Source organism: Kitasatospora sp. NPDC098652 (assembly GCF_044760155.1).
GTDB lineage: Bacteria > Actinomycetota > Actinomycetes > Streptomycetales > Streptomycetaceae > Kitasatospora.
Genome location: NZ_JBIWAQ010000007.1, coordinates 254,508 through 273,753, shown reverse-complemented (window position 1 = coordinate 273,753; position 19,246 = coordinate 254,508). Strand labels below are relative to the sequence as shown.

20 protein-coding genes are annotated in these 19,246 nt (G+C 73.4%); 6 read left to right on the top strand and 14 right to left on the bottom strand.

All coding sequences use genetic code 11. The annotated features are described in order from the left end of the window. Nucleotides 1-56: 56 nt before the first annotated feature. Nucleotides 57-950, bottom strand: a complete 894-nt coding sequence (locus ACIQWA_RS18605) for a trypsin-like peptidase domain-containing protein (protein WP_360228383.1) — start codon at nucleotides 948-950, stop codon at nucleotides 57-59. Between the two features lie 162 nt (nucleotides 951-1,112). Beyond that, nucleotides 1,113-1,742: a TetR family transcriptional regulator gene (locus tag ACIQWA_RS18600; RefSeq protein WP_402483743.1), complete on the bottom strand. Its 630-nt coding sequence runs from the start codon at nucleotides 1,740-1,742 to the stop codon at nucleotides 1,113-1,115. A gap of 130 nt (nucleotides 1,743-1,872) precedes the next feature. Between ACIQWA_RS18600 and ACIQWA_RS18595 the strand changes: the two genes are divergently transcribed. From ACIQWA_RS18595 to ACIQWA_RS18585, 3 genes are all read left to right on the top strand, one after another. Beyond that, nucleotides 1,873-2,028, top strand: a complete 156-nt coding sequence (locus ACIQWA_RS18595; protein ID WP_375887834.1) for a hypothetical protein — start codon at nucleotides 1,873-1,875, stop codon at nucleotides 2,026-2,028. 50 nt (nucleotides 2,029-2,078) lie between these two features. Beyond that, complete coding sequence (locus ACIQWA_RS18590) at nucleotides 2,079-2,471, top strand: hypothetical protein (RefSeq protein WP_402483742.1); 393 nt, start codon at nucleotides 2,079-2,081, stop codon at nucleotides 2,469-2,471. A gap of 115 nt (nucleotides 2,472-2,586) precedes the next feature. Continuing rightward, nucleotides 2,587-3,477: a metallophosphoesterase family protein gene (locus ACIQWA_RS18585; protein ID WP_402483740.1), complete on the top strand. Its 891-nt coding sequence runs from the start codon at nucleotides 2,587-2,589 to the stop codon at nucleotides 3,475-3,477. 95 nt (nucleotides 3,478-3,572) lie between these two features. Here ACIQWA_RS18585 and ACIQWA_RS18580 read toward each other — a convergent pair whose 3' ends face one another. From ACIQWA_RS18580 to ACIQWA_RS18525, 12 genes are all read right to left on the bottom strand, one after another. After that, nucleotides 3,573-3,875, bottom strand: a complete 303-nt coding sequence (locus ACIQWA_RS18580) for an SHOCT domain-containing protein (RefSeq protein WP_402483739.1) — start codon at nucleotides 3,873-3,875, stop codon at nucleotides 3,573-3,575. Nucleotides 3,876-4,078: 203 nt separating this feature from the next. Next, nucleotides 4,079-4,756, bottom strand: coding sequence for a response regulator transcription factor (locus tag ACIQWA_RS18575; RefSeq protein WP_360228400.1), 678 nt, complete (start codon nucleotides 4,754-4,756; stop codon nucleotides 4,079-4,081). Beyond that, the gene (locus ACIQWA_RS18570; RefSeq protein ID WP_402483736.1) at nucleotides 4,753-6,006 is read right to left on the bottom strand and encodes a sensor histidine kinase; all 1,254 of its coding nucleotides are present in this window, start codon (nucleotides 6,004-6,006) and stop codon (nucleotides 4,753-4,755) included. Before ACIQWA_RS18570 ends, ACIQWA_RS18575 begins: the two co-directional genes overlap by 4 nt. Before the next feature lie 125 nt (nucleotides 6,007-6,131). Continuing rightward, on the bottom strand, nucleotides 6,132-8,675 hold the full coding sequence (locus tag ACIQWA_RS18565) for an ATP-dependent Clp protease ATP-binding subunit (RefSeq protein WP_402483863.1): 2,544 nt from the start codon (nucleotides 8,673-8,675) through the stop codon (nucleotides 6,132-6,134). 131 nt (nucleotides 8,676-8,806) lie between these two features. After that, nucleotides 8,807-9,520, bottom strand: coding sequence for a VIT family protein (locus ACIQWA_RS18560; RefSeq protein WP_360228409.1), 714 nt, complete (start codon nucleotides 9,518-9,520; stop codon nucleotides 8,807-8,809). Between the two features lie 134 nt (nucleotides 9,521-9,654). Then, on the bottom strand, nucleotides 9,655-10,269 hold the full coding sequence (locus ACIQWA_RS18555) for an HAD family hydrolase (protein ID WP_402483734.1): 615 nt from the start codon (nucleotides 10,267-10,269) through the stop codon (nucleotides 9,655-9,657). Nucleotides 10,270-10,535: 266 nt separating this feature from the next. Next, nucleotides 10,536-10,952: a hypothetical protein gene (locus ACIQWA_RS18550; RefSeq protein WP_402483732.1), complete on the bottom strand. Its 417-nt coding sequence runs from the start codon at nucleotides 10,950-10,952 to the stop codon at nucleotides 10,536-10,538. 2 nt (nucleotides 10,953-10,954) lie between these two features. Then, entirely contained in the window at nucleotides 10,955-11,605 is a 651-nt protein-coding gene (locus ACIQWA_RS18545) for a VWA domain-containing protein (protein WP_402483731.1), read from the bottom strand. 15 nt (nucleotides 11,606-11,620) lie between these two features. Continuing rightward, nucleotides 11,621-12,829, bottom strand: a complete 1,209-nt coding sequence (locus tag ACIQWA_RS18540) for a hypothetical protein (protein ID WP_402483729.1) — start codon at nucleotides 12,827-12,829, stop codon at nucleotides 11,621-11,623. Further along, the gene (locus ACIQWA_RS18535) at nucleotides 12,826-14,094 is read right to left on the bottom strand and encodes a protein phosphatase 2C domain-containing protein (protein WP_402483727.1); all 1,269 of its coding nucleotides are present in this window, start codon (nucleotides 14,092-14,094) and stop codon (nucleotides 12,826-12,828) included. Before ACIQWA_RS18535 ends, ACIQWA_RS18540 begins: the two co-directional genes overlap by 4 nt. Then, nucleotides 14,091-14,507, bottom strand: coding sequence for a hypothetical protein (locus tag ACIQWA_RS18530; RefSeq protein WP_402483726.1), 417 nt, complete (start codon nucleotides 14,505-14,507; stop codon nucleotides 14,091-14,093). The genes ACIQWA_RS18535 and ACIQWA_RS18530 overlap by 4 nt, the downstream gene beginning before the upstream one ends. Before the next feature lie 7 nt (nucleotides 14,508-14,514). Continuing rightward, nucleotides 14,515-15,258 (bottom strand): hypothetical protein, encoded by a 744-nt coding sequence (locus tag ACIQWA_RS18525; RefSeq protein WP_402483724.1) that lies wholly within the window; start codon nucleotides 15,256-15,258, stop codon nucleotides 14,515-14,517. A 212-nt stretch (nucleotides 15,259-15,470) separates the two neighbouring features. Here ACIQWA_RS18525 and ACIQWA_RS18520 point away from each other — a divergent pair, with 212 nt between their 5' ends. The 3 genes from ACIQWA_RS18520 (at nucleotide 15,471) to ACIQWA_RS18510 (ending at nucleotide 19,201) form a co-directional block, all read left to right on the top strand. Next, nucleotides 15,471-16,241: a Crp/Fnr family transcriptional regulator gene (locus tag ACIQWA_RS18520; RefSeq protein ID WP_402483722.1), complete on the top strand. Its 771-nt coding sequence runs from the start codon at nucleotides 15,471-15,473 to the stop codon at nucleotides 16,239-16,241. Between the two features lie 81 nt (nucleotides 16,242-16,322). Continuing rightward, nucleotides 16,323-18,935: a hypothetical protein gene (locus ACIQWA_RS18515; RefSeq protein ID WP_402483721.1), complete on the top strand. Its 2,613-nt coding sequence runs from the start codon at nucleotides 16,323-16,325 to the stop codon at nucleotides 18,933-18,935. 32 nt (nucleotides 18,936-18,967) lie between these two features. Next, nucleotides 18,968-19,201 (top strand): hypothetical protein, encoded by a 234-nt coding sequence (locus ACIQWA_RS18510; protein ID WP_402483719.1) that lies wholly within the window; start codon nucleotides 18,968-18,970, stop codon nucleotides 19,199-19,201. The last annotated feature ends 45 nt before the right edge of the window (nucleotides 19,202-19,246 follow it).

The window sequence follows — 19,246 nt, the reverse complement described above, 5'->3', positions numbered from 1 at the left end:
CGGGTCGGGCCAGGGCTTACCGGGTAGGGCTTAGGGGCGGGGCTTGCAGGCGGGGCCTACGGGCGGGGCAGGGTGCAGCCGGCCAGGGTGAGGTCGAGGCGGTTGCCGGGTGCGAAGCAGGCGGGGATGCCGTAGGTCTCCTGGGCGTAGCCGATGCCCTGGTGCACCGTGACCGCGCCCGACTCGTCGACCTCGCACGGGTTGTCCAGGGTGCAGGACTCGCCGCTCTCGTTGATCGTGTTGTTCACGGCGACCAGCAGACCGGTCGAGGCGTCGACCACCGGCGAACCGGAGGTGCCGCCGATCACGTTGCAGCCCGAGGTGTAGCGGACCGAGTCCTTGAACGTCCAGTCGGCCTCGTTCAACTGGTAGGCGAAGCCGTCGATCGAGCAGGAGTAGATCTTCTTCCAGTAACCGGAGACGACCCGGATGTCCGACCCCTGGGTGGGGTGGGTGTCGGCGATGGTCAGCGGCGAGATCCCGTACTTCGACTTGATCGAGGCGTAGGTGGTGTTCAGCTGGTAGATCGACACATCGGTGTCGGTCATGGCGCCGTAGACCACCTTGCTCGCCCGCAGGGTGGCGAGGCGGCCGCCGGTCGAGCTGAGCAGGGTGAAGGTCCGGCTGGAGGGCTGGTTGAGGACGACCTCGCCGGGGCCGGGCATGCCGGACTCCAGGCAGTGGCCGTTGGAGAGCACCAGGGCCGGGTCGGTCGCGGCCGAGCCGGGCATCCGCACCAGGGAGCCGGAGCAGTTGCTGAGCGCGACCGTCCCGGCGAAGTTGACCGCGGCCGCCTTGGCCGCCGGGGCGGAGCCCTCGGCCTGGGCGGTGGCCTCCGTCGGGGCGGTGACCTGCGCCTGAGCAGCGGCCTGCGCCGGGGCGGCACCGCCGAGGGCGGTGGCGCCCGCGACCAGGAGCGTGGCGAGCATGCCTATGAGCGGCTTCTTCATGAGAGACCTCTCGGTGTGGGGGTCCCCCAAAGCTGTCGCGGACATGACTTACTGTCAAGAGTCAAAACCGGACCAAGAGAACACCCCTGGTCAGGAACCGCCCGCCCGGCGCCCACCCTGCGCCCGCCGGTGCCCGGGCGGGCGCTCAGGACCCCGCCGCGGTCAACTCCCCTGCCAGTACCGCCGGCCGAGGCTGATCAGGCGCAGCTGCGAGCGGGCCGTGGCGGCGATCCGCTGCTCGCGGGCGGGGTCCGCCTCCTGGGCCTCCAGGAAGGCGGAGGCCGTCGACACCATGTGGTCGACGTAGAACTCGGCCAGCATCCGCAGGTCCTGCTCGCTCCAGCCCGCCGAGACCGGCTGGAGCGCCAGGGCTGAGCCCACCTCGGCGGCGAAGCGGCCCAGTTCGGCGTCGATCGCCTCGCGCACCTGCCGGACCCCGCCGTGCCGCTCGCGCGACAGGAAGCGCACGTGCGGCTGGTGGTCGCGGACGTGCCGCTGGATCACGTCCACTGCCCGGTCGATCAGCTCCTCGGCCCCGCCGGCCTCGGCGAGCACCGCGCGGATCATGACGTGCAGGCTGGCCAGCGACTCCTCGACCAGGGCGACGCCGAGGGCGGCGAGGTCCGGGAAGTGCCGGTAGAAGGCGGCCGGGGACAGCCCCGCCTCCCGGGTGACCTCGCGGACGCCCAGGCTCGCCAGGTTCTGATCGGCCAGCAGGTGCAGTCCCGCGTCCAGCAAGGCCCGCCGACTCTGCTGCTTCTGGGCCTGTCTGGCCCCCACGGTGTGATTCACGCCATTCAGTAAACAGTCGTTTGCCGAACTTGGCCAGCCGGGCGTACAGTGGGCCTCGAAGTCAGTGAACACTTGTCAACCGAAATCGGCGCAGCAGCAGTCGCCGCATCCCCAGCCGAAGGAGCCAGCCGTGATCCTGTTCTCCGCACTGGTCGCCATGGGAGTCCTGATCGGCACCGCCGCCCACCTCCCCCTCCCGGTGTTCCTCGCCGCCTCCGCCGCCATCTCCGCCTGGCTGCTCGCCTTCGGCGCCCGCGAGGGCGTCGCCCGCCTGCGGCACCGCTGAGTCCGCCGCACCGTCCGCTCCCGTCGACCGCCGAGAGGACCGCCACCGCCATGAGCACCGTCACCGACCACGCCGTCACCGACCACGCCGTCACCGACCACGCCGTCACCGACCACGCCGTCACCAGCCGCGCCGCCACCGGCCGTAGCAGCTCCGAACGCACCACCGAGCGCACCACCGAGCGCACCGCCGACGAGCGTCAGGGCACCGCCGAGGCCGACAACCTGGCCGTCGCCTCCTTCCTGCTCGGCCTCCCGGGCCTGCTGCTCTTCAACCTCGTGCTGGGCCCGCTCGCCATCACCCTCGCCACCCTGGCCCTGGTCCGCGGCACCAGCCGCCGCGGCCGCGCCTTCCTCGGACTGGCCCTCGGCATCGCCTCGCTGGCCATCCTCGCCGTCACCACCGCCACCTCCCACGGCGTGCTCATCGACCTCGGCTCCTGACCGGCTTCAACTCCCGGACGCCCCGGGCCGGACAGCCGATCATGTCAACCCTGCCCACGACCCCCGCCCGCCACGTAGGGTGGCCACATCGGCCGGGTGACCACAGGGGGCAGGAGTGAGTACCGAGATCCGCAGCGACGCACAGCCGAGGCCCATCGGGGCGGGCGGGGGCGGGCGGCTGCTCGCGGTGAGCGACCTGCACATCTCCTACCAGGAGAACCGCGACCTGGTGGAGAAGCTCCGGCCCACCCACCCCGACGACTGGCTGCTCGTCGCCGGTGACGTCGCCGAACTCACCACCAGCATCGAGTGGGCGCTCGGCCTGCTCGCCGACCGCTTCGCCCGTGTGGTGTGGGCCCCCGGCAACCACGAGCTGTGGACCCACCCCGAGGACCCGGTCCAGCTCCGCGGCGTGGCCCGCTACAACCACCTGGTGGAACTGTGCCGCGCCCTCGGCGTCGTCACCCCCGAGGACCCGTACCCGCTCTGGCACGGCCCCGCCGGTCCGGTGCGGATCGCCCCGCTCTTCCTCCTGTACGACTACACCTTCCGCGCCCCGGGGACGACCACCAAGGAGGAGTCCCTGGCAGCCGCGTACGAGAGCGGCATCGTCTGCGCGGACGAGCGGATGCTCCACCCGGACCCGTTCCCGGACCGCGACTCCTGGTGCCGCGAGCGCGTCCGGCTGACGGAACAGCGGCTCGCGGCCTGCGACCCGGACGTCCCGCTGGTCCTGGTCAACCACTACCCGCTGGTCCGCCACCCCACCGAAGTCCTCTGGTACCCCGAGTTCGCCCAGTGGTGCGGCACCGAGCTGACCGCCGACTGGCACCGCCGTTTCAACACCGCGGCAATGATCTACGGGCACCTGCACATTCCGCGCAAGACCTCCTACGACGGCGTCCCGTTCGAGGAGGTCTCGCTCGGCTACCCGCGCGAGTGGCGCAAGCGCGGGCTGCCGGACCCGCTGCTGCGGGAGGTGTTCCCGCAGGTCACGGTGGGCTGATCCGCCGGACCCCGGCGGCCGGCCCCCGCCGACGCCGTGGACCTTCACGGCGTCGGCGGCCCGGGCGGCGGTGCCGCGCACGACGTTGAGGGTGGTCATGCGGCGCCACCGCCCCGGGGGCCGTCCCGCGTCGGCTCGGTGAGCACCGCCCGCTTGGCGCGGTACTCCTCGGCGTCGATGTCGCCCTCGGCGTAGCGGCGGCCCAGGACGGCCAGCGGGTGCTCCGCGCCGCCCGGGGCGCCGGCCCCGAACCCGCAGGCGCCGCGCCGCCGCCAGACCGTCCGGCGCAGCAACGCGATCACCAGGACCACCACGGCGATCCAGACCAGGGGCACCAGCAGGATCCAGGCGCCCGGCCCGTGCCAGTCCGCCAGTTGCTCCGCCAGCTGCGTGTTCATCACGGTTCATCTCCTCGCGGTCGGCTCCACGGCCCCGGGGCTTCCCGAGGTGCCTTGAGCGTCCCGCCGAGGGGCCTCATCACGCGTCCTACCAGCAGCGGCACTTGGGGTACTCCCGGGAGAGTACCCAGGCCCCGCGCCACGCCGGGCCGGAAGTAGCCGCGCGAAACGCGCCAGAAGTCCGGCCCGCCGGCCGAGGGGCCTCAGCCCAGCCAGCCCGGCCGTACCAGCCCCGACTCGTAGGCCAGCACCACCAGTTGCGCCCGGTCCCGGGCCCCGAGCTTCACCATCGCCCGGCTGACGTGCGTCTTCGCCGTCAGCGGGCTGACCACCAGCCGCCGGGCGATCTCCTCGTTGGACAGCCCCATCCCGACCAGCGCCAGCACCTCGCGCTCCCGCTCGGTCAGCGCCGAGACGTCCGAGAGCCCCTCCGGAGCCGTCTCCGGCCCCTTGGAGCGGGCCGCGAACTCGCCGATCAGCCGCCTGGTCACGCCCGGCGAGAGCAGCGCGTCCCCAGCCACCGCGACCCGGATCGCCCGCAGCAGGTCGGCCGGTTCGGTGTCCTTGACCAGGAAGCCCGACGCCCCCGAGCGCAGTGCCTCGAAGACGTACTCGTCCAGCTCGAAGGTGGTCAGCACGACCACCCGTACGGAGGACAGCGCTGGGTCCCCGGCGATCCTCCGGGTGGCCTCCAGCCCGTCCATCCGGGGCATCCGGACGTCCATCAGCACGACGTCGGGCACCAGCTCGCGGGCGAGCCGCAGCGCCGCCTCGCCGTCGTCCGCCTCGCCGACCACGGTGAGGTCGTCCTGGAGGTCCAGCAGGGCCCGGAAGCCCGCCCGGACCAGCAGTTGGTCATCCGCCAGCAGTACCCGAATCAATCGCTCTCCGCCTTCGGTGTCGGCAGCTCCGCCCGGACCCGGAAGCCGCCGCCGGGCAGCGGCCCCGCCGTGATGGTGCCACCGAACGCGGAGGCGCGTTCCCGCATCCCGACCAGCCCGCTGCCGGACCCGCCGGCGTCCGCGACCACCGCGGGCCCCGGGTCCTCGACCCGGACCACCAGGACGGCGGTGTCCCGCCAGTCCAGCACCACGACCGCCTCCCGGGCCACCGAGTGCCGGATCACGTTGGTCAGCGCCTCCTGGACGATCCGGAAGGCGGTCAGGTCGACGGTGGCGGACAGCGGGCGGCGGACGCCGTCCTCGTGCACCTCGACCGTCAGCCCCATCCGGTCGGCCTGCTCGGTGAGTTCGTCCAGCCGCCCCAGCCCGGGGGCCGGCCCGCGCGGCGCCGCGTCGGGCCCGCGCAGCGTGGCGAGCACCTGGCGGACCTCGCCGAGCGCCTCCTTGCTGGTCGACTTGATGGTGACCAGCGCCGTGCGGGCCTCCGCCGGCCGCCGGTCCAGCAGCGCCAGCGCGACCCCCGCCTGGATGTTGATCAGGGACAGGCTGTGCGCCAGGATGTCGTGCAACTCCCTTGCCATCCTGAGCCGTTCCTCGTTGGCCCGGCGCTGCTCCAGCTGCTGCCGGTAGGCCCGGTGGGCGGCGGTCCGCTCGCGCCGGAAGCGGATCAGCTCGGCGACCGCCAGCATCAGCAGCAGCCAGGCCAGCAGCCCGAGTTCCACCTGCCAGACGAATCGGGGCTTGGCGGCGCGCAGCCAGCCGTCCGGCAGGACGAAGGACACCAGGACGTGCACCAGGTACACCCCGGCGACGGCCGTCCAGGCCGCCCGGCGGTGTCCGCAGCCGATCGCGAAGCAGCAGGCGATCACCCAGCTGACGAACACCGGGCCGTACGGGTACCCGGCGGCCAGGTACCCGGCGGTCACCACCGACGTCCCCGCCACCGCGGCGACCGGACGGCGCCCGAACACCGCCAGCAGCGCCGGGCCGAGCAGCAACAGCAGGTAGCCGACGGCGTCCAGCGGGGCCCGGCCCGCCTGGTGGCGGGCGGCGACTCCCGACCCGACCACCTGGACCACGGCGGCCGCCACCGCCAGCCGCACCGGCAGGCCCGAGCGGCCCCCGCGCGCCCAGGGCGGGCGCCACGGCTCGGGCGGCGCCTCCGGGGAGGGCGGCCCCTGCGGGGAGGGCGGCCCCTGCTCCGGCGGTGGGGACGTGGGCGGCATCATGCCCGGAAGGCTAGACCCGCGCCCGGCCCCGGCGCGTCCTCCACCAGTGGCGTTCGGGCGTACTCCCGCTGGAGTACGCCCGAACCGGTCGGCCTGCCCTCACCCCGCCGCCTCACCGCTCCGCCTCACCCCTCGGCCTCCGCCTCCGCCCCCGCCTGCGCCTTCTCCTCCGCCTCCGCGAAGGTCGCCGACGGCTCCGGCCGCGCCAGCGTCACCGTCAGCTCCCCGTCCTCGACGTCCGCGATCAGCGTGTCCCCCTCCCGCACCGTCCCGTCCAGCAGCAGGTTGGAGATCCGGTTGTCCAGCTCCGACTGGATCGTCCGGCGCAGCGGCCGGGCCCCGAACTCCGGCTGGTAACCGCGGTTGACCAGGTACTCCTTGGCCGCCTCGGTGACCTCCAGCCGCACGTCCTGGGCCCGCAGCCGCCGCCGGCTGCGCTCCAGCAGCAGGTCGACCACCGACAGCAGGTCCTTCCGGGTGAGCGCGTGGAAGACGATCACCTCGTCGATCCGGTTGAGGAACTCCGGCCGGAACTGCTGGCGCAGGTCCCGCATCAGGTCGTCCCTGATCTCGTCCACGTTGCCCGAGTGGTCCAGGATCCGCTGCGAGCCGATGTTGCTGGTCATGATCACCACGGTGTTGCGGAAGTCGACCGTACGCCCCTGGGAGTCGGTGAGCCGCCCGTCGTCCAGCACCTGGAGCAGCAGGTTGAAGACGTCCGGGTGCGCCTTCTCCACCTCGTCGAAGAGCAGCACGCTGTACGGCTTGCGGCGGACCGCCTCGGTCAGCTGCCCGGCCTCCTCGTAGCCGACGTACCCGGGCGGGGAGCCGACCAGCCGGGAGACGGTGTGCTTCTCCTGGAACTCGCTCATGTCGAAGCGGATCATCCGGTCCGGGTCGCCGAACAGCAGCGCCGCCAGGGCCTTGGCCAGCTCGGTCTTGCCGACGCCGGTCGGCCCGAGGAAGAGGAAGGAGCCGGTCGGCCGGTCCGGGTCGCCCATCCCGGCGCGGCCGCGGCGCACCGCCTGGGCGACGGCGGTGACCGCCTCGTCCTGGCCGATCACCTTCTCGTGCAGGTGGTCCTCCAGCTTGAGCAGCCGCTCCTTCTCGGTCGCGTTCAGCTCCGCGACCGGGATACCCGTGCGGGAGGAGAGCACCTGGGCGATGTCGTCGGCGGTCACGTCGACGACCTCCTCGCGGGACTCGGCGATCGCCGCCAGCTCGTCCTCGGTGCGCCGCAGCTCGGACTTGAGGTTGGCGGCCCGGACGAACTCCTCGTCCGCGACCGCCTCGTCCAGCTCCCGCTTCAACTTGGTGATCCGGTCCTGCACCGAGGTCGCCTCGGTGGAGCCGCTCAGGCTGCGCAGCCGCACCCGGGCGCCGGCCTGGTCCAGCAGGTCGATCGCCTTGTCGGGCAGGAAGCGGTCGCTGACGTACCGGTCGGAGAGGGTCGCCGCCGCGTCCAGCGCCTCGTCGGTGAACCGCACCTGGTGGTGCGCCTCGTACGCGTCGCGCAGCCCCCGGAGGATCTCGATCGTCTCCTCGACGCTCGGCTCCGGCACCAGCACCGGCTGGAAGCGGCGCTCCAGCGCGGCGTCCTTCTCCACGTGCTTGCGGTACTCGTCCAGGGTGGTCGCGCCGACCACGCTCAACTCCCCGCGCGCCAGGGCCGGTTTGAGGATGTTCCCGGCGTCCATCGACCCCTCGCCGCCACCGCCCGCGCCGACCACGGTGTGCAGCTCGTCCAGGAACAGGATCACGCTCTTCTCGGCCGCCGTGACCTCGTCGATCACCTTCTTCAACCGCTCCTCGAACTCGCCCCGGTACTTGGAACCGGCCACCAGCGCGGTCAGGTCCAGGGTGACCACCCGTTTGTCCCGCAGGCTCTGCGGGACGTCCCCGGAGACGATCCGCTGGGCCAGGCCCTCGACGATCGCGGTCTTGCCGACGCCCGGCTCGCCGATCAGCACTGGGTTGTTCTTGGTCCGCCGGGAGAGGATCTCCACGGTCTGCTCGATCTCCTCGGCCCGCCCGACCACCGGGTCCAGCCGGCCCCCGCGCGCCTCCTCGGTGAGGTCCTGCCCGTACTCGTCGAGGGTCGGGGTGTCGCTCGGGTGCCCGCCCGTGCTGCTGCGCTCGCCGCCCGTGCCGCGCCCGTCCAGCACCGACTTCAACGCCTCCTGCGAGGGCGCCGCGTTGCGCAGCGCCGTCCCCGCACCGGACCGCTCCTGCTCCAGCAGCGCACCGAGGATGTGCTCCGGGCCGATGTACGAGGCGCCGGCCGCCTGCGAACGGGCGTGCGCCGCGAGCAGGGCGCGTTTGGCCGACGGGGTCAGCGCGGGCTGCCCGTCCAGCGCCTCCGGGTTGCCGGAGGGCAGCGCGTGCTCCAGGTCCCCGGAGAGCTGGTCCGGATCGATGCCCGCGCGCTCCAGCATCCGCCGGGAGGGCTCCACCCGGGTGGCCGCCCAGGCGAGGTGCGCGGTGTCCAGGTCGCTGCTGCCGTCCTCGGCCGCACGCTGTGCGGCGAGCCCCAGCAGCTCCTGGGAGGACTCGCTGAGCAGCCGCCCGATCGGCACCCGCTGCACGGCGGGCGGGGAGGCCAGCGGACTCATCCCGAAGAAACGGCTGAGCAGGTCGGAGAACGGGTCGCTCGATCCGAACGGGGGCATCGTCACGGTGGTTCACCTCTTCCAAGCGGTTTGCAGCCACAAAAACACAGGGCGCGCCGGGCCGCCTGTCGAGCCGGACCCCGCCCGGGGCCCGGTCGTCGGCCCGTGGAGCCCATCAGCTGGTGAGGCGGTCAGCTGCTGAGGCGGTCCAGCAGCACCCCGCCGCTGTACGTCACCGCCATCGCCAGCAGCCCGCCCGCCACGTTGCGCGCCACCGCCCGCCCCGGCCCCGCCCCGCCGAGCCGGGCGCTCGCCCAGCCCGAGGCCGTCAGCGCCAGCACCACCGCGGCCACCGTCACCCCCAGCCGCCAGGACTCCGGCGGCAGCAGCACCGCCAGCAGCGGCACCAGCGCACCCAGCGTGAACGCGGCCGCACTCGCCAGCGCCGCCTCCCAGGGGTTGGTCAACGCCTCGGGGTCGATGCCGAGTTCGGTCTGCGCGTGGGCCGCCAGCGCGTCCCGCTCGGTCAGCGCCGTGGCCACCTCCCGGGCCAGCCCGTCGGTCAGCCCGCTGTCCCGGTAGTAGTCGGTCAGTTCGTCGAGCTCCCCCTCCGGGTCCTCGGCCAGCTCGCGCCGCTCCTTCGCCAACGCGGCGCGCTCGGTGTCCCGTTGGGTGCTGACGGAGACGTACTCGCCGGCCGCCATCGACATCGCCCCCGCCAGCAGCCCGGCCACCCCGGCTGCGAGCAGTGCGGCGCGGGACCCGGCCGCGCCCGCCACACCGGTCACGATCCCGGCCGTCGAGACCACGCCGTCGTTGGCACCCAGCACGGCGGCCCGCAGCCAGTTCAACCGCGCCGACAGCTGCGCCCGGGTCTCCCCCGTCTCCCCCGTCCGCTCCGCCATCCGCGCCCACCGCCCTCAGGGGTCCGTACGGTCCCCCCGATCCTCGCCCGGCACCTGCGACCCCGCCACCCGCCGGCGCGCCACTCGCCGGCGAGCCACTCGCCCAGCAGACCGGCCGGGGTCTCCCGCGCCCGTCACCCCAGGAGCGGTGCCAGCGCCCGCCGCAGGTCCTCCGGGCCCCGGTAGAGCAGCCCGGTCATCCCCAGCGCCACCGCCGCGTCCACGTTCTCCTGCCGGTCGTCGACGAACAGGCACCGCTCCGGCCTCGCCCCGGCCCGCCCGGCGGCTATCTCGTAGATCCGGCGGTCCGGCTTCGCGCTGCCCACCTGGGAGCTGTTCACCACCTCGTCCGCCAGGTCCGTCAGCCCCAGGCGCGCCAGGTCCTCGTCCAGCCACACCGTCGCGTTGGTCACCAGCACCACCCGGCAGTGCTCCCGCACCCGGCGCAGCAGTTCCACCACGACCTCGTCCGCCCAGAACGGCGAGTGCGCGAACGCCTCCGCCAGGCCCCGGGCCGCCTCCTCCGACACCCGGCCGGCCAGCCCGCGCGCGATCGAGTCCACCCACTCCGCCCGGCCGATCCGCCCCAGCAGCAAGGGCAGGTCGTTCACCGGCGCGAACCCGACCGCCGCCGTGCTCCCCTCCTCCACCCCGGCGGCCCGCTCCAGCGCGGCCACCCCGGCCCCGTCGAAGAACCGGATCACACCGTCCACATCACACAGCACCGCATCGAAAGCCCTGGTAGTCACCCGTCCCTCCTACCACAGCAGGCCACCGGTCCCGGACCCCGGGGCACCCTCGAGCCGCGGCCGGACCTCACCTCAACGGCGCTGCCCACACCACGCGTTGACACCGAGGCGGACACACCGAGCGGCGCCGGGCCGTGCCGGACCCGGCAGGGGACGACGGCGGCCCGGGTCGGGAACGAGCTCCCGCCCCGGGCCGCGCGGTGCGTTCCGGCCGTCGCCGGCCGTGCTGCTCGACCCCTCGGCGAGCCCGAAGACCGAGCAGCTACTCAGCTCTCCGGCACCGGGACCGTCGCCCTGGCGGTCTCGTGCCTGGAACGGCTCCTCGTGGCAGCGGGCGACGGGGTGGCAGCCGACGACGGGGTGGTGGCGGTCGGCGCGGGCTCGGGCAGCAGGGTGGACGGGGGCGAGGGTGAGAGCGAGGACGAGAGCGAGGGCGGGCAACTCGGCGACGCCGCCGCTGTGGAGGCCGGGGAAGCGGGGGAAGAGGTGACGTCGGGGCTCGGCCGGGCCGGCGCCGGCGTCGCCGGGTGCGGGCCGCCGCCTCCCCCGGCCGCCGAAGGACCGAGGAGATTGCCCGCCGCCTCGACCGCGCCACCGCAGGCGAGCAGCACGGCGGCCAGTACGGAGAGCCCGACGGAGGCGCGCAGCGCCCGGGGCGCCGGGGTACGGGGGTCGGCGGTCATGCTCAGTCCACGTATTCCTGGGCGACCTGGACGTACTCGAAGCCCTTGACGTCGGTGGCGATCTGCATCTGACCGGTCTGCGACGAGGCGATCAGGGTGTTGAGCAGGCCGGAGATCGCCCCGCTCAGCGCCGACTCGGTGTCCGTACCGTCGGCGATGAACAGCGCCTTGGTCGCCACCTCCTGCAGCACCCCGCGCTCGGCGGCGCCGAAGCCGTAGGCGATCACGTGCGGGTAGCGCGGCCGGCTCCGGTCCACCAGCTCGCGGAAGGACTGCCGCCAGCCCGCGTCGGTCGGACCGCCGTCGGTCAGGAAGAAGACCGTCGGCCGCAACACGCTGTAGTGCTGCGCCCGCAGGCTGCTGACATCCTGCTCGATGCACTCCCGCAGCCGGTCGAAGGTCTTGCCGTAGTCCGTGCGCCCGCCGCAGATCACCTCGGGCATGTTGGGCACCTGTTCCATGTCCGACATCGGGATCACCACGTGCACGTCGGTGGAGAAGGCGACCACGCTGACCCGGGCGAACTCCGAGACGCGCGGATTGGTCGCCAGGTTGTAGTGCAGACGCGAGAGGGTCGCGTTGAGCACTGCCTCGTGCGGCTTCATCGACGAGGACGCGTCGATCACCACGTAGGTGGGCAGGCAGAGTGACATGTGTGCACCCCTGAGCTAGTGATGGGAGGCGAGGCTGATGACGATGAGCAGGATCACGGCGATGACGACCACCCAGGCCCACTGGGCGTTCCGGCTGGTCGCGGGATCCTTCTTCTGCTCGGCGGCGCCCGGGGCGCCCTTGGCGGTACCCGACTCGGCGGCGCCTGCCGTGGTGGTGACCGGCCCAACGCTGACCGAGCCAACGCCGACCGGGTCGGCGCTGACCGCGTCGGCGGCGGGCTGCGGGACCAGGTGCGTGGGCAGCGGAGGCACCGGGGGTAGCGGGCCACGGGTCGGCCGCGGCACGGCCCTGAGGTAGGGCCCGTTGTTCAGCGCCTGACTCAACTGGGCGGCGGTGGGCCGTCGTTCGCGATCGGTCGCGAACAGCATGTCCAGCAGCACCTCGGAGAGGGCGGGCTGGTCCGGCCAGGGCGACAGGGAGACGCTGTAGAAGGCGCGCGCATCGCGCTGGCCGGTCAGGCACTTGGCGACGAGCAGGCCGAGCCGGTAGCGGTCGGTGCAACGGTCCGCGTCGGAGCCCGGCGGCGTGAGCGGGTCGGCCCAGTTCGGCTGGTGGATGTCGGGCATCCTCCTCGGCCGGCAGCCGTCGACGTCGATCAGGTAGACGGAACGCCGGTCGGGGCTCCAGAAGGCGTTGGAGTACGACCAGTCCGAGTAGACCAGGCCCAGCCGCTCCAGAATCGCGGCGAGCTCGGTCAGCCGGCGACAGGCCGCCAGCCGGTCCTCGAAACCGGGACGTGGCAGGCCGACGCCCCGGATCGACTCGTCGGACTTCGCCAACCAGTCGATCTCCAGGAACCGGCGCTCGCTGAACTTCCCACGCCTCAGCTCGGCCCGGTAGTGCTCGGGCGCCATCGGGATCACGCACCCGACGACCGGACTGCCGGGCCCGTGGATCCGGGCCGCGGGCCAGCACGTCCCGGCGTACAGGGTCGCCCGCTCCGCCTCCGGCAGGGTGTCCGGCGCCGAGATCAACAGGTCGATCCGCCGGGCGTCCTCCGGGTGCTGGTCCGGCCGGTAGAGCTTGGCCAGCCAGCCCGGATGGTCCGTCAACGGCCTTACGGCGACGGCCTGACCGTTGTGCTCGGAGATCGGTTCGGCGAGCGGTCCGAGATCGTCGAGGCCCACGGCCCGCGGCAACGACCAGCCCCTCGGATCGACCGCCGGGAGGCCGCCGTCGGCGACGGGATGGAGGTCGGTCATGCCGCCCTGCCGTTCCACACCACGACGGCGGTGCGATCGTCGAGGCACTGCGGTGCGTCGAAGCAGACGTCGGCGGTGAACCGGGTGGCCGGGACCGGCGAGCGCCAGGCGTTCGCGAAGTACTCGTTGACGTTGCCCGCCCGGTCCGCCCACGCGTCGCCGATCCCGTCCGTGACCAGGGCCAGGGCGGCACCGGGGGCCAGCGTGAGGTAGCCGTCCAGGGCCAGGTGCGGCGTGTCCGGCAGCCGGCCGGCGACCTCGTTCGAGACCACCGGGCCCTCGCGGTCCTTCGCCTCGCCGGCGGAGAACTGCCACCGCGGGACACGTGGGTCGAGCAGCCAGGCCGAACTGTCACCGAGCCACCCGACCCACGCCCGGGCCGCGCCGCTCGCGTCCGGCTCGGCGATCACCGCAGTGATCAGCACGGTGGCCAGGTGCGAGGTGCCGACGCCGCGTCCGGCCGCCTGCCCGGCGACCGACTCCGCGACCCGCCCGTACAACTCCTTGACGTCGAGCCGGTCGAAGCCGCCGGCCTCGATCTGCTCGCGCAGCAGGGTGACGGCCCGGCTGGAGGCCGTGGTGGCCCCGGTGTCGGACCACGCCGCGCTGGACAGGCCGTCGGCCACGGCCACGATCGCGTACCGGCTGTCCCGGGTGCGCCCGATCCGGTAGGAGTCCTGTCGCGGCCCGGCAGGCTGATCGCACCGGTGGCCCGGCCCGACCACGGAGGCCGCGCGGATGGCGAGGGCGCCGACCGTGGCCTCGTCGGCGGCGATCCCGTTCTGCACCGTGCGCTCCGGCAGCAGCCAGGGGAAGCCCTGGGCCCGTGCACCGTCACCGAAGCGGGGAACGCTCAGGTCGGTCGGCCGCTCACGCAGGAACGGCCGGGGCTTCCCCGGCTGGGCCGTCGGCGCAATCGGCGCGGTCGGCCCGGTCGGCCCGGTCGGCGCGGTCGGCGTGGTCGGCCCCGCGACGTAGCGGCAGGCCGGCGCCGCCGGGTCGGACCGGGGCTCTCGTTCGAAGCCCCGGGGCTCCCGTTCGGGCCGACCCCGCTGCCCGGCCGGCGCCACGGCGAGCTCGGATCCCAGCGCGGCCGCCGCACCGACGACACCCATTGCCGCGAGGGCCAACACGTTCACCAACCAGCCGTAGTGCCGGTGCGGAGTGCCGACCTCGACGAGGGCCCCGACGGTGACGGCGACGAGCAGCCCCGCCCGCACCCAGCCGTCCGTCGGACCGTCCGACCGGCCGTCGCCCCCGCTCATCGCCCGTCCCCGGAGTCGCGGGACCTCGGCCCGCCGGCGAAGTGCTGGTTGCCGTGCTGCACCGCGAACACCTCACCCGAACCGGTCGCGGAGTTGACCTGGACGGCGACGTCCGGCTGGTGCGCGATCCGCAGTGAGGCAAGGGCCGTGACGTCCTGGGCGAGACCCGGGTTCCGGTCGAGCAACTGGACCAGGGCGTCGGTCCAGTAGCCCACGACCTCGCCGTCGACCACTCCCCTCGTGGTGGTCGACGGCAGCTCCAGTGCGGCGGACAGTTCCCTGCGGCGGCCTCCGTGGGCCCGGGCGATGACGCCGCTCATCAGCCGTTTCGCCTCCGTCCAGAGGTCGGTGCCCATCGCGGCGACCAGAGCGGCGGCTCCGCTCGCGGCCAGCTCGGCGAGTTCCTCGTTCATCGGCGTTTCAGCCCCGTTCGTTGGATCGGATGTGTTGGACGCCGCGGGCGACGGCGAAGACCGTGCCGTGCCCGGTGGCCCGGACGACCTGCTCCACGGTCCGCGGCTCGGCCTCCGTCGGCTGTTGCCCGGCTTCCACAGGCCGTGGCCCGGTTGCCGCGGACCGCGGCTCCGCTTCCTCCTCGGGTCGTGGCCCGACCGGGCTGCCCGGGTACCAGAGCCACGCCCGTGCGGCGTACTCCTTCACGACCACCTCGGCCGCGGTGAAGGCATCGGCTTCGAGCCCCTCGTAGCCGTGCCCGACCGTCTCCTCGTAGTAGTGCTGCGAAAGGATCGCGGCCACCGGGGCACCGTCCGGACCGGCCACGGCCGCACGCCGCAGCGGGGCCGCGTCCAGCAGCCGGGCGAGCACCTCGAACGGAGTGCCGGAGACGATGCCGTCCGGATCGAACCGGACCTCCCCCGCGTGCACCGCCACCCGCACCCGCAACCGGGTGTCCGGGCCCGCCTGCCGGTTGTGCCCGCGGATCCGTGCGCTCAGCTCTGGCAGCAGCGGGACCAGCAGTTCGGCCTTGGGCAGCCCGGCCGGAGCGACCAGCCGGCAGCCGTCACCGGTGTCCACGTACGAGACGTCCCGCCGGTCCAACTCCGCGACGTCGAGGGCACCGGACAGCACGGATCGCAGCGCACCGCGGATCTCCTGCAGCCGCTGCTGCCCGCGGCCCGCGGAACCCGCGATGTCGCACGCCAACAGCGCTCGGTATTCGTACCTCGGATTCACGTTCCCTCTGCTTCCCGCTGCGGTCACGCCAGGGGCCGGCACTCGGAGATCGATGTGCCGTCGGCGCCGAACTGGAGGCGCCGACAAGATGGTTGACGAGATCGTAGAGGAGGGGTCCTCGGGTAGAACGGCTACTAATACGGCTTGTCCGGCTTCGGCCGGACGAGGAGGAGGAGTGACCGATGAGCAACACACGGGTGCGCGGGGCCGAGGCCTACTGGCCGCCGGCCGGGCTGCTCGGCCGGGTCGGCGAGGCCGACCGCCGGATCCTGCTGGGGCTCGGCCACGGCGTGGTCTACCCGGCCGGTCAGATCACCATCCACGAGGCCGACACCTCGGACTTCGCGCTGCTCCTGCTCGGCGGCACGGTGAAGGTCACCGCGCACGCGCAGGACGGCCGGGAGGCGCTGGTTGCGGTACGGATGGCCGGGGACCTGGTCGGAGAGCTCGCCGGGATCGACGGCCAGCCGCGCAGCGGCACCGTGACCACCTGCGGCCGGGTGCTGGCCCGCTACATCCTGTCCTCCGAACTGCTGGAGTGCACGAAGCAGCACCCCGCCATCGGGCTCGCGCTCAACGCGAGCGTGGTGGCCAAGCTGCGGACGGCGACCGGCCGGATCGTCGACTTCACCGGTTGCGACGTGCTCGGACGGCTGGCCAGGATCCTGCACCACCTGGCCGTCACCTACGGCCGACCGGGTCGCAAGGAAGCCCAACTCCCTTTGTCGCAACCAGAGATGGCCACGTTGGTCGGCGCGGCGGAGTCGTCGATCCACAAGGCCCTGCGGGTGCTGCGGGACTCGGGCGCGGTCGTCACGGGCTACCGCAGGATCACGATCCTCGACCTGGACCACCTCGCCCGGATCGCCGTCGCGGCCGAGGAAGCCGGTACGGCCGTCGCGACCGTCGCGGCCGGTGCGGCCGATCCGCGGGCGATCCCGCCAAACAGCTAAAAGCGCCGGGTTCCCCCGACGGCTCGGCGCCAGCATGACCGAGAGCCGGGAGCCGAGCGTTGGAGAGGACCGGGGAAGCAGATGCCAGAGAACAACGGTGCTCCGGGCGGTAGCGGCACCCCGGGCGGTAGCGGCACTCCGGGCGGTAGCAGCACTCCCGGTGGTCACGGCACTCCGGGCAGTCCCGCGCGGATCCGGGCGCGCGACGTCTCCGGGACGATGATCGTCGGCGACCGGAACACCGTGACCAACCTGAGCGTCACCGCCGAGAGCGGTTCGTCCGTCACCGTCCACACCGGACCGCTGCCGGATCCGGTCAAACGGCAGTGGATCTCCCACCTGCCGCGGTCCGCCGCCGAGCCGCTGATCGGCCGCGAGCGGGACCTCCGGCTGGTGCAGGAGGCGCTCGGGAGAAGCCAGTTGGTGCAGATCTGGGGCACCCCCGGCGTCGGCAAGAGCGCGCTGCTGCGCCACCTCGCCCGCACCCTGCCGGGCGGCCCCGACGGCGCGGCCTACGTCGAAGCCGGCGGGCGGACGGCCGACGACCTCGCGCAGGCGATCTTCGACATCGGCTTCGAGGCGCCGAACTACAAGCCGTCGCTGGAGGTGCTCAAGGAGCACCTGAAGACCCTGCGGCTACGGATCTACCTGGACGACGCCGGACTCGACGAGAAGGACCTGCGCCGGCTGTCCGACATGGCCGAGCAGTCCGCGTTCGTCTTCACCTCGCAGCACCGCTCGGCGCTCACCGGCGTTCACGCGATCCGCCTCGACGGACTGCCGGCCCCGGCCGGGGTGACCCTGGTGCAGACCGTCCTGGCCCGCGGACTGCTGCCCGACGAAGCGCGGACCGTGGAGGCGCTGTGCGACGCCCTGCACGGCAACCCGCTCCGGCTGCGGCGCATCGCGCTGTCCGCCGCGACCGGCAACCGCCTGCCGGGCATCGCCGACCTCCCCGCCCTGCTGCCCGCGCTGCTCAACCGGCTCCGGCCACCGGAGCGCGACCTGCTGCACCTGCTCGGCTCGCTGTCCGGCGCCGAGTTGGCCGCCCCGCAGCTCGACACCCTGCTCGGCCGCCCGGACGCCGAGGCGCTCGCCGACGGCCTGGTCCGACACGGTCTGCTGCTCGCCTCGGAGACCGGCTACCGGTGTCCACCGGACGTCGCCGAGTGCGTGCTGAAGAGCCGGATGACGCAGTTCCCGGCCGGGCCGCTCTGCCGGGCGCTCACCGCGTGGGTCGAGTCGCGGGACACCACCCCGGACCAGGTGGCGGCCCACTTCCAGGCCCTGGACGTCGCGGTGCTGCGGGCGGAGCGGAGCGGACAGCCGCAGCTCGGCGCCGCGTTGGCCCGCGCCGCCTCGCCGAAGCTGGCACTGTCCCGGCAGTTCGACGCGTGGGGCAGCCTGCTCGGCGCCGGCTGGGCCGCCGCGAAGAGCGCGGGCGACAGCGCGGGCGAGGAGTTCTTCCTGCGCGAGGCACGCGCCCGCCGCAGGGCGATCGGGCGGGTGGCGCAGACGGCCACGCTGGTGCTCGAGGCGGGGGTGCTCTGGCAGGAACTCATGGCGCTGCAGGCGCAGTCGGCGGTCCATCAGGCCGTCACGGCGGTGACGGCGGCCGTGGCGCCGGTGGGGCCGGTGGGGCCCGTGGGGCCCGTCGGGCCGGTGGGGCCGGTGGGGCCGGTACACACCGTGGTCAGCCCGCCGACGGTCACCCACCCGGTCGTCCAGCCACCGACGGTCACCCACCCCGTGGTCCAACCGCCCACCGTCACCCACCCCGTGGTCCAACCACCGACCGTCACCCACCCGGTTCCCGCCTCCGGTGCTCCGGCGCCCGTGCACCCGCCGGCTCCACCGAAGGTGATCGACCTGTCCCACACCGCCCAACAGCCGGTGCCGGGCACCCACCTGCCCGGCACGCATTCCGCCTCGCAGGCGACGCCGCCGAAGGTCGACCTTTCGGGCTCGCACAGCTCCACCGCCCACTCGACGCACGGCTCCCACTCGACGCACGCAGCCCATTCGACGCACGCGGCCCATTCGGCACACACCGCGGGCGCCGCCACGACCGGCACGGGCCACACCGCACTCGCCACCGCCGGCGCGGCGACCGCCAAGGGCGGCATCGCCCTCGCCATCGCCTGCGCGGTCGGACTGGCAGCCGTGGTGGGTGTGGGGGCCGCGGTCAACGCCAACAAGGACCGCGGCTCGTCCTCGGCCGCCACGTCCGGCCCCGTCCAGGCCGGCGGCCGACCGTACCCGCCTCCGGTCGTCCCGACGAGATCCGTCGATCCCGTGTGCGCAACGGTGCTGCCGGAGCTGGACCGAGAGATCGGCCGGTTCAACACCGACGCGACCACCGCGCACGGCGCGGTCACCTCGTACAACAACGCCGTGGAGGCCTACAACTCGGGACGGACCTCCGCCGCTCCCGACCGAAGCGCGCCGAATTCCGCCATCGACACCGTCATCAAGGACCTTCGCTCCATCAAGTCCACGGCGCAGGCGGCCGCGTCGCGCGCACGGGACAGATCCGTGGCATCGGACCTCAACAGCATCCTGAGTCCCGTTCAGCAGATGGTGAGCCAGTACCAGTCCTTTCGCAACGGGCAGAGCGACACGGTCGACACGTCGACTCAGGCATCGGCAACGAACACGGCCCTGGACAGGCTGCAAACCCACTGCAGCACATGACCTCCGCACGACCGACCGAGAAAGGCCCGCCCATGCCAGCGGAATCCACCCCCGACGCCATCCGAACCGGAGACGTCTCCGGCACCTTCATCGTGGGCGACAACAACCGGGTGACCAACACGACGGATCGCCCCGAGCAGCCTCAACCCGACCCCCAACCCCGCCAGCAGAACTCGGCCGAGGACCAGGCAGTCGTCGTCGCACTGGAACACGGCACCATGCACGTCACCTACAACGCCCACGCCGAGCCCGGTACAGAGCGCTGAGAACCGCCGCGGCCCCGGTCGAACCATCGACCAGGGCCCGCGCTC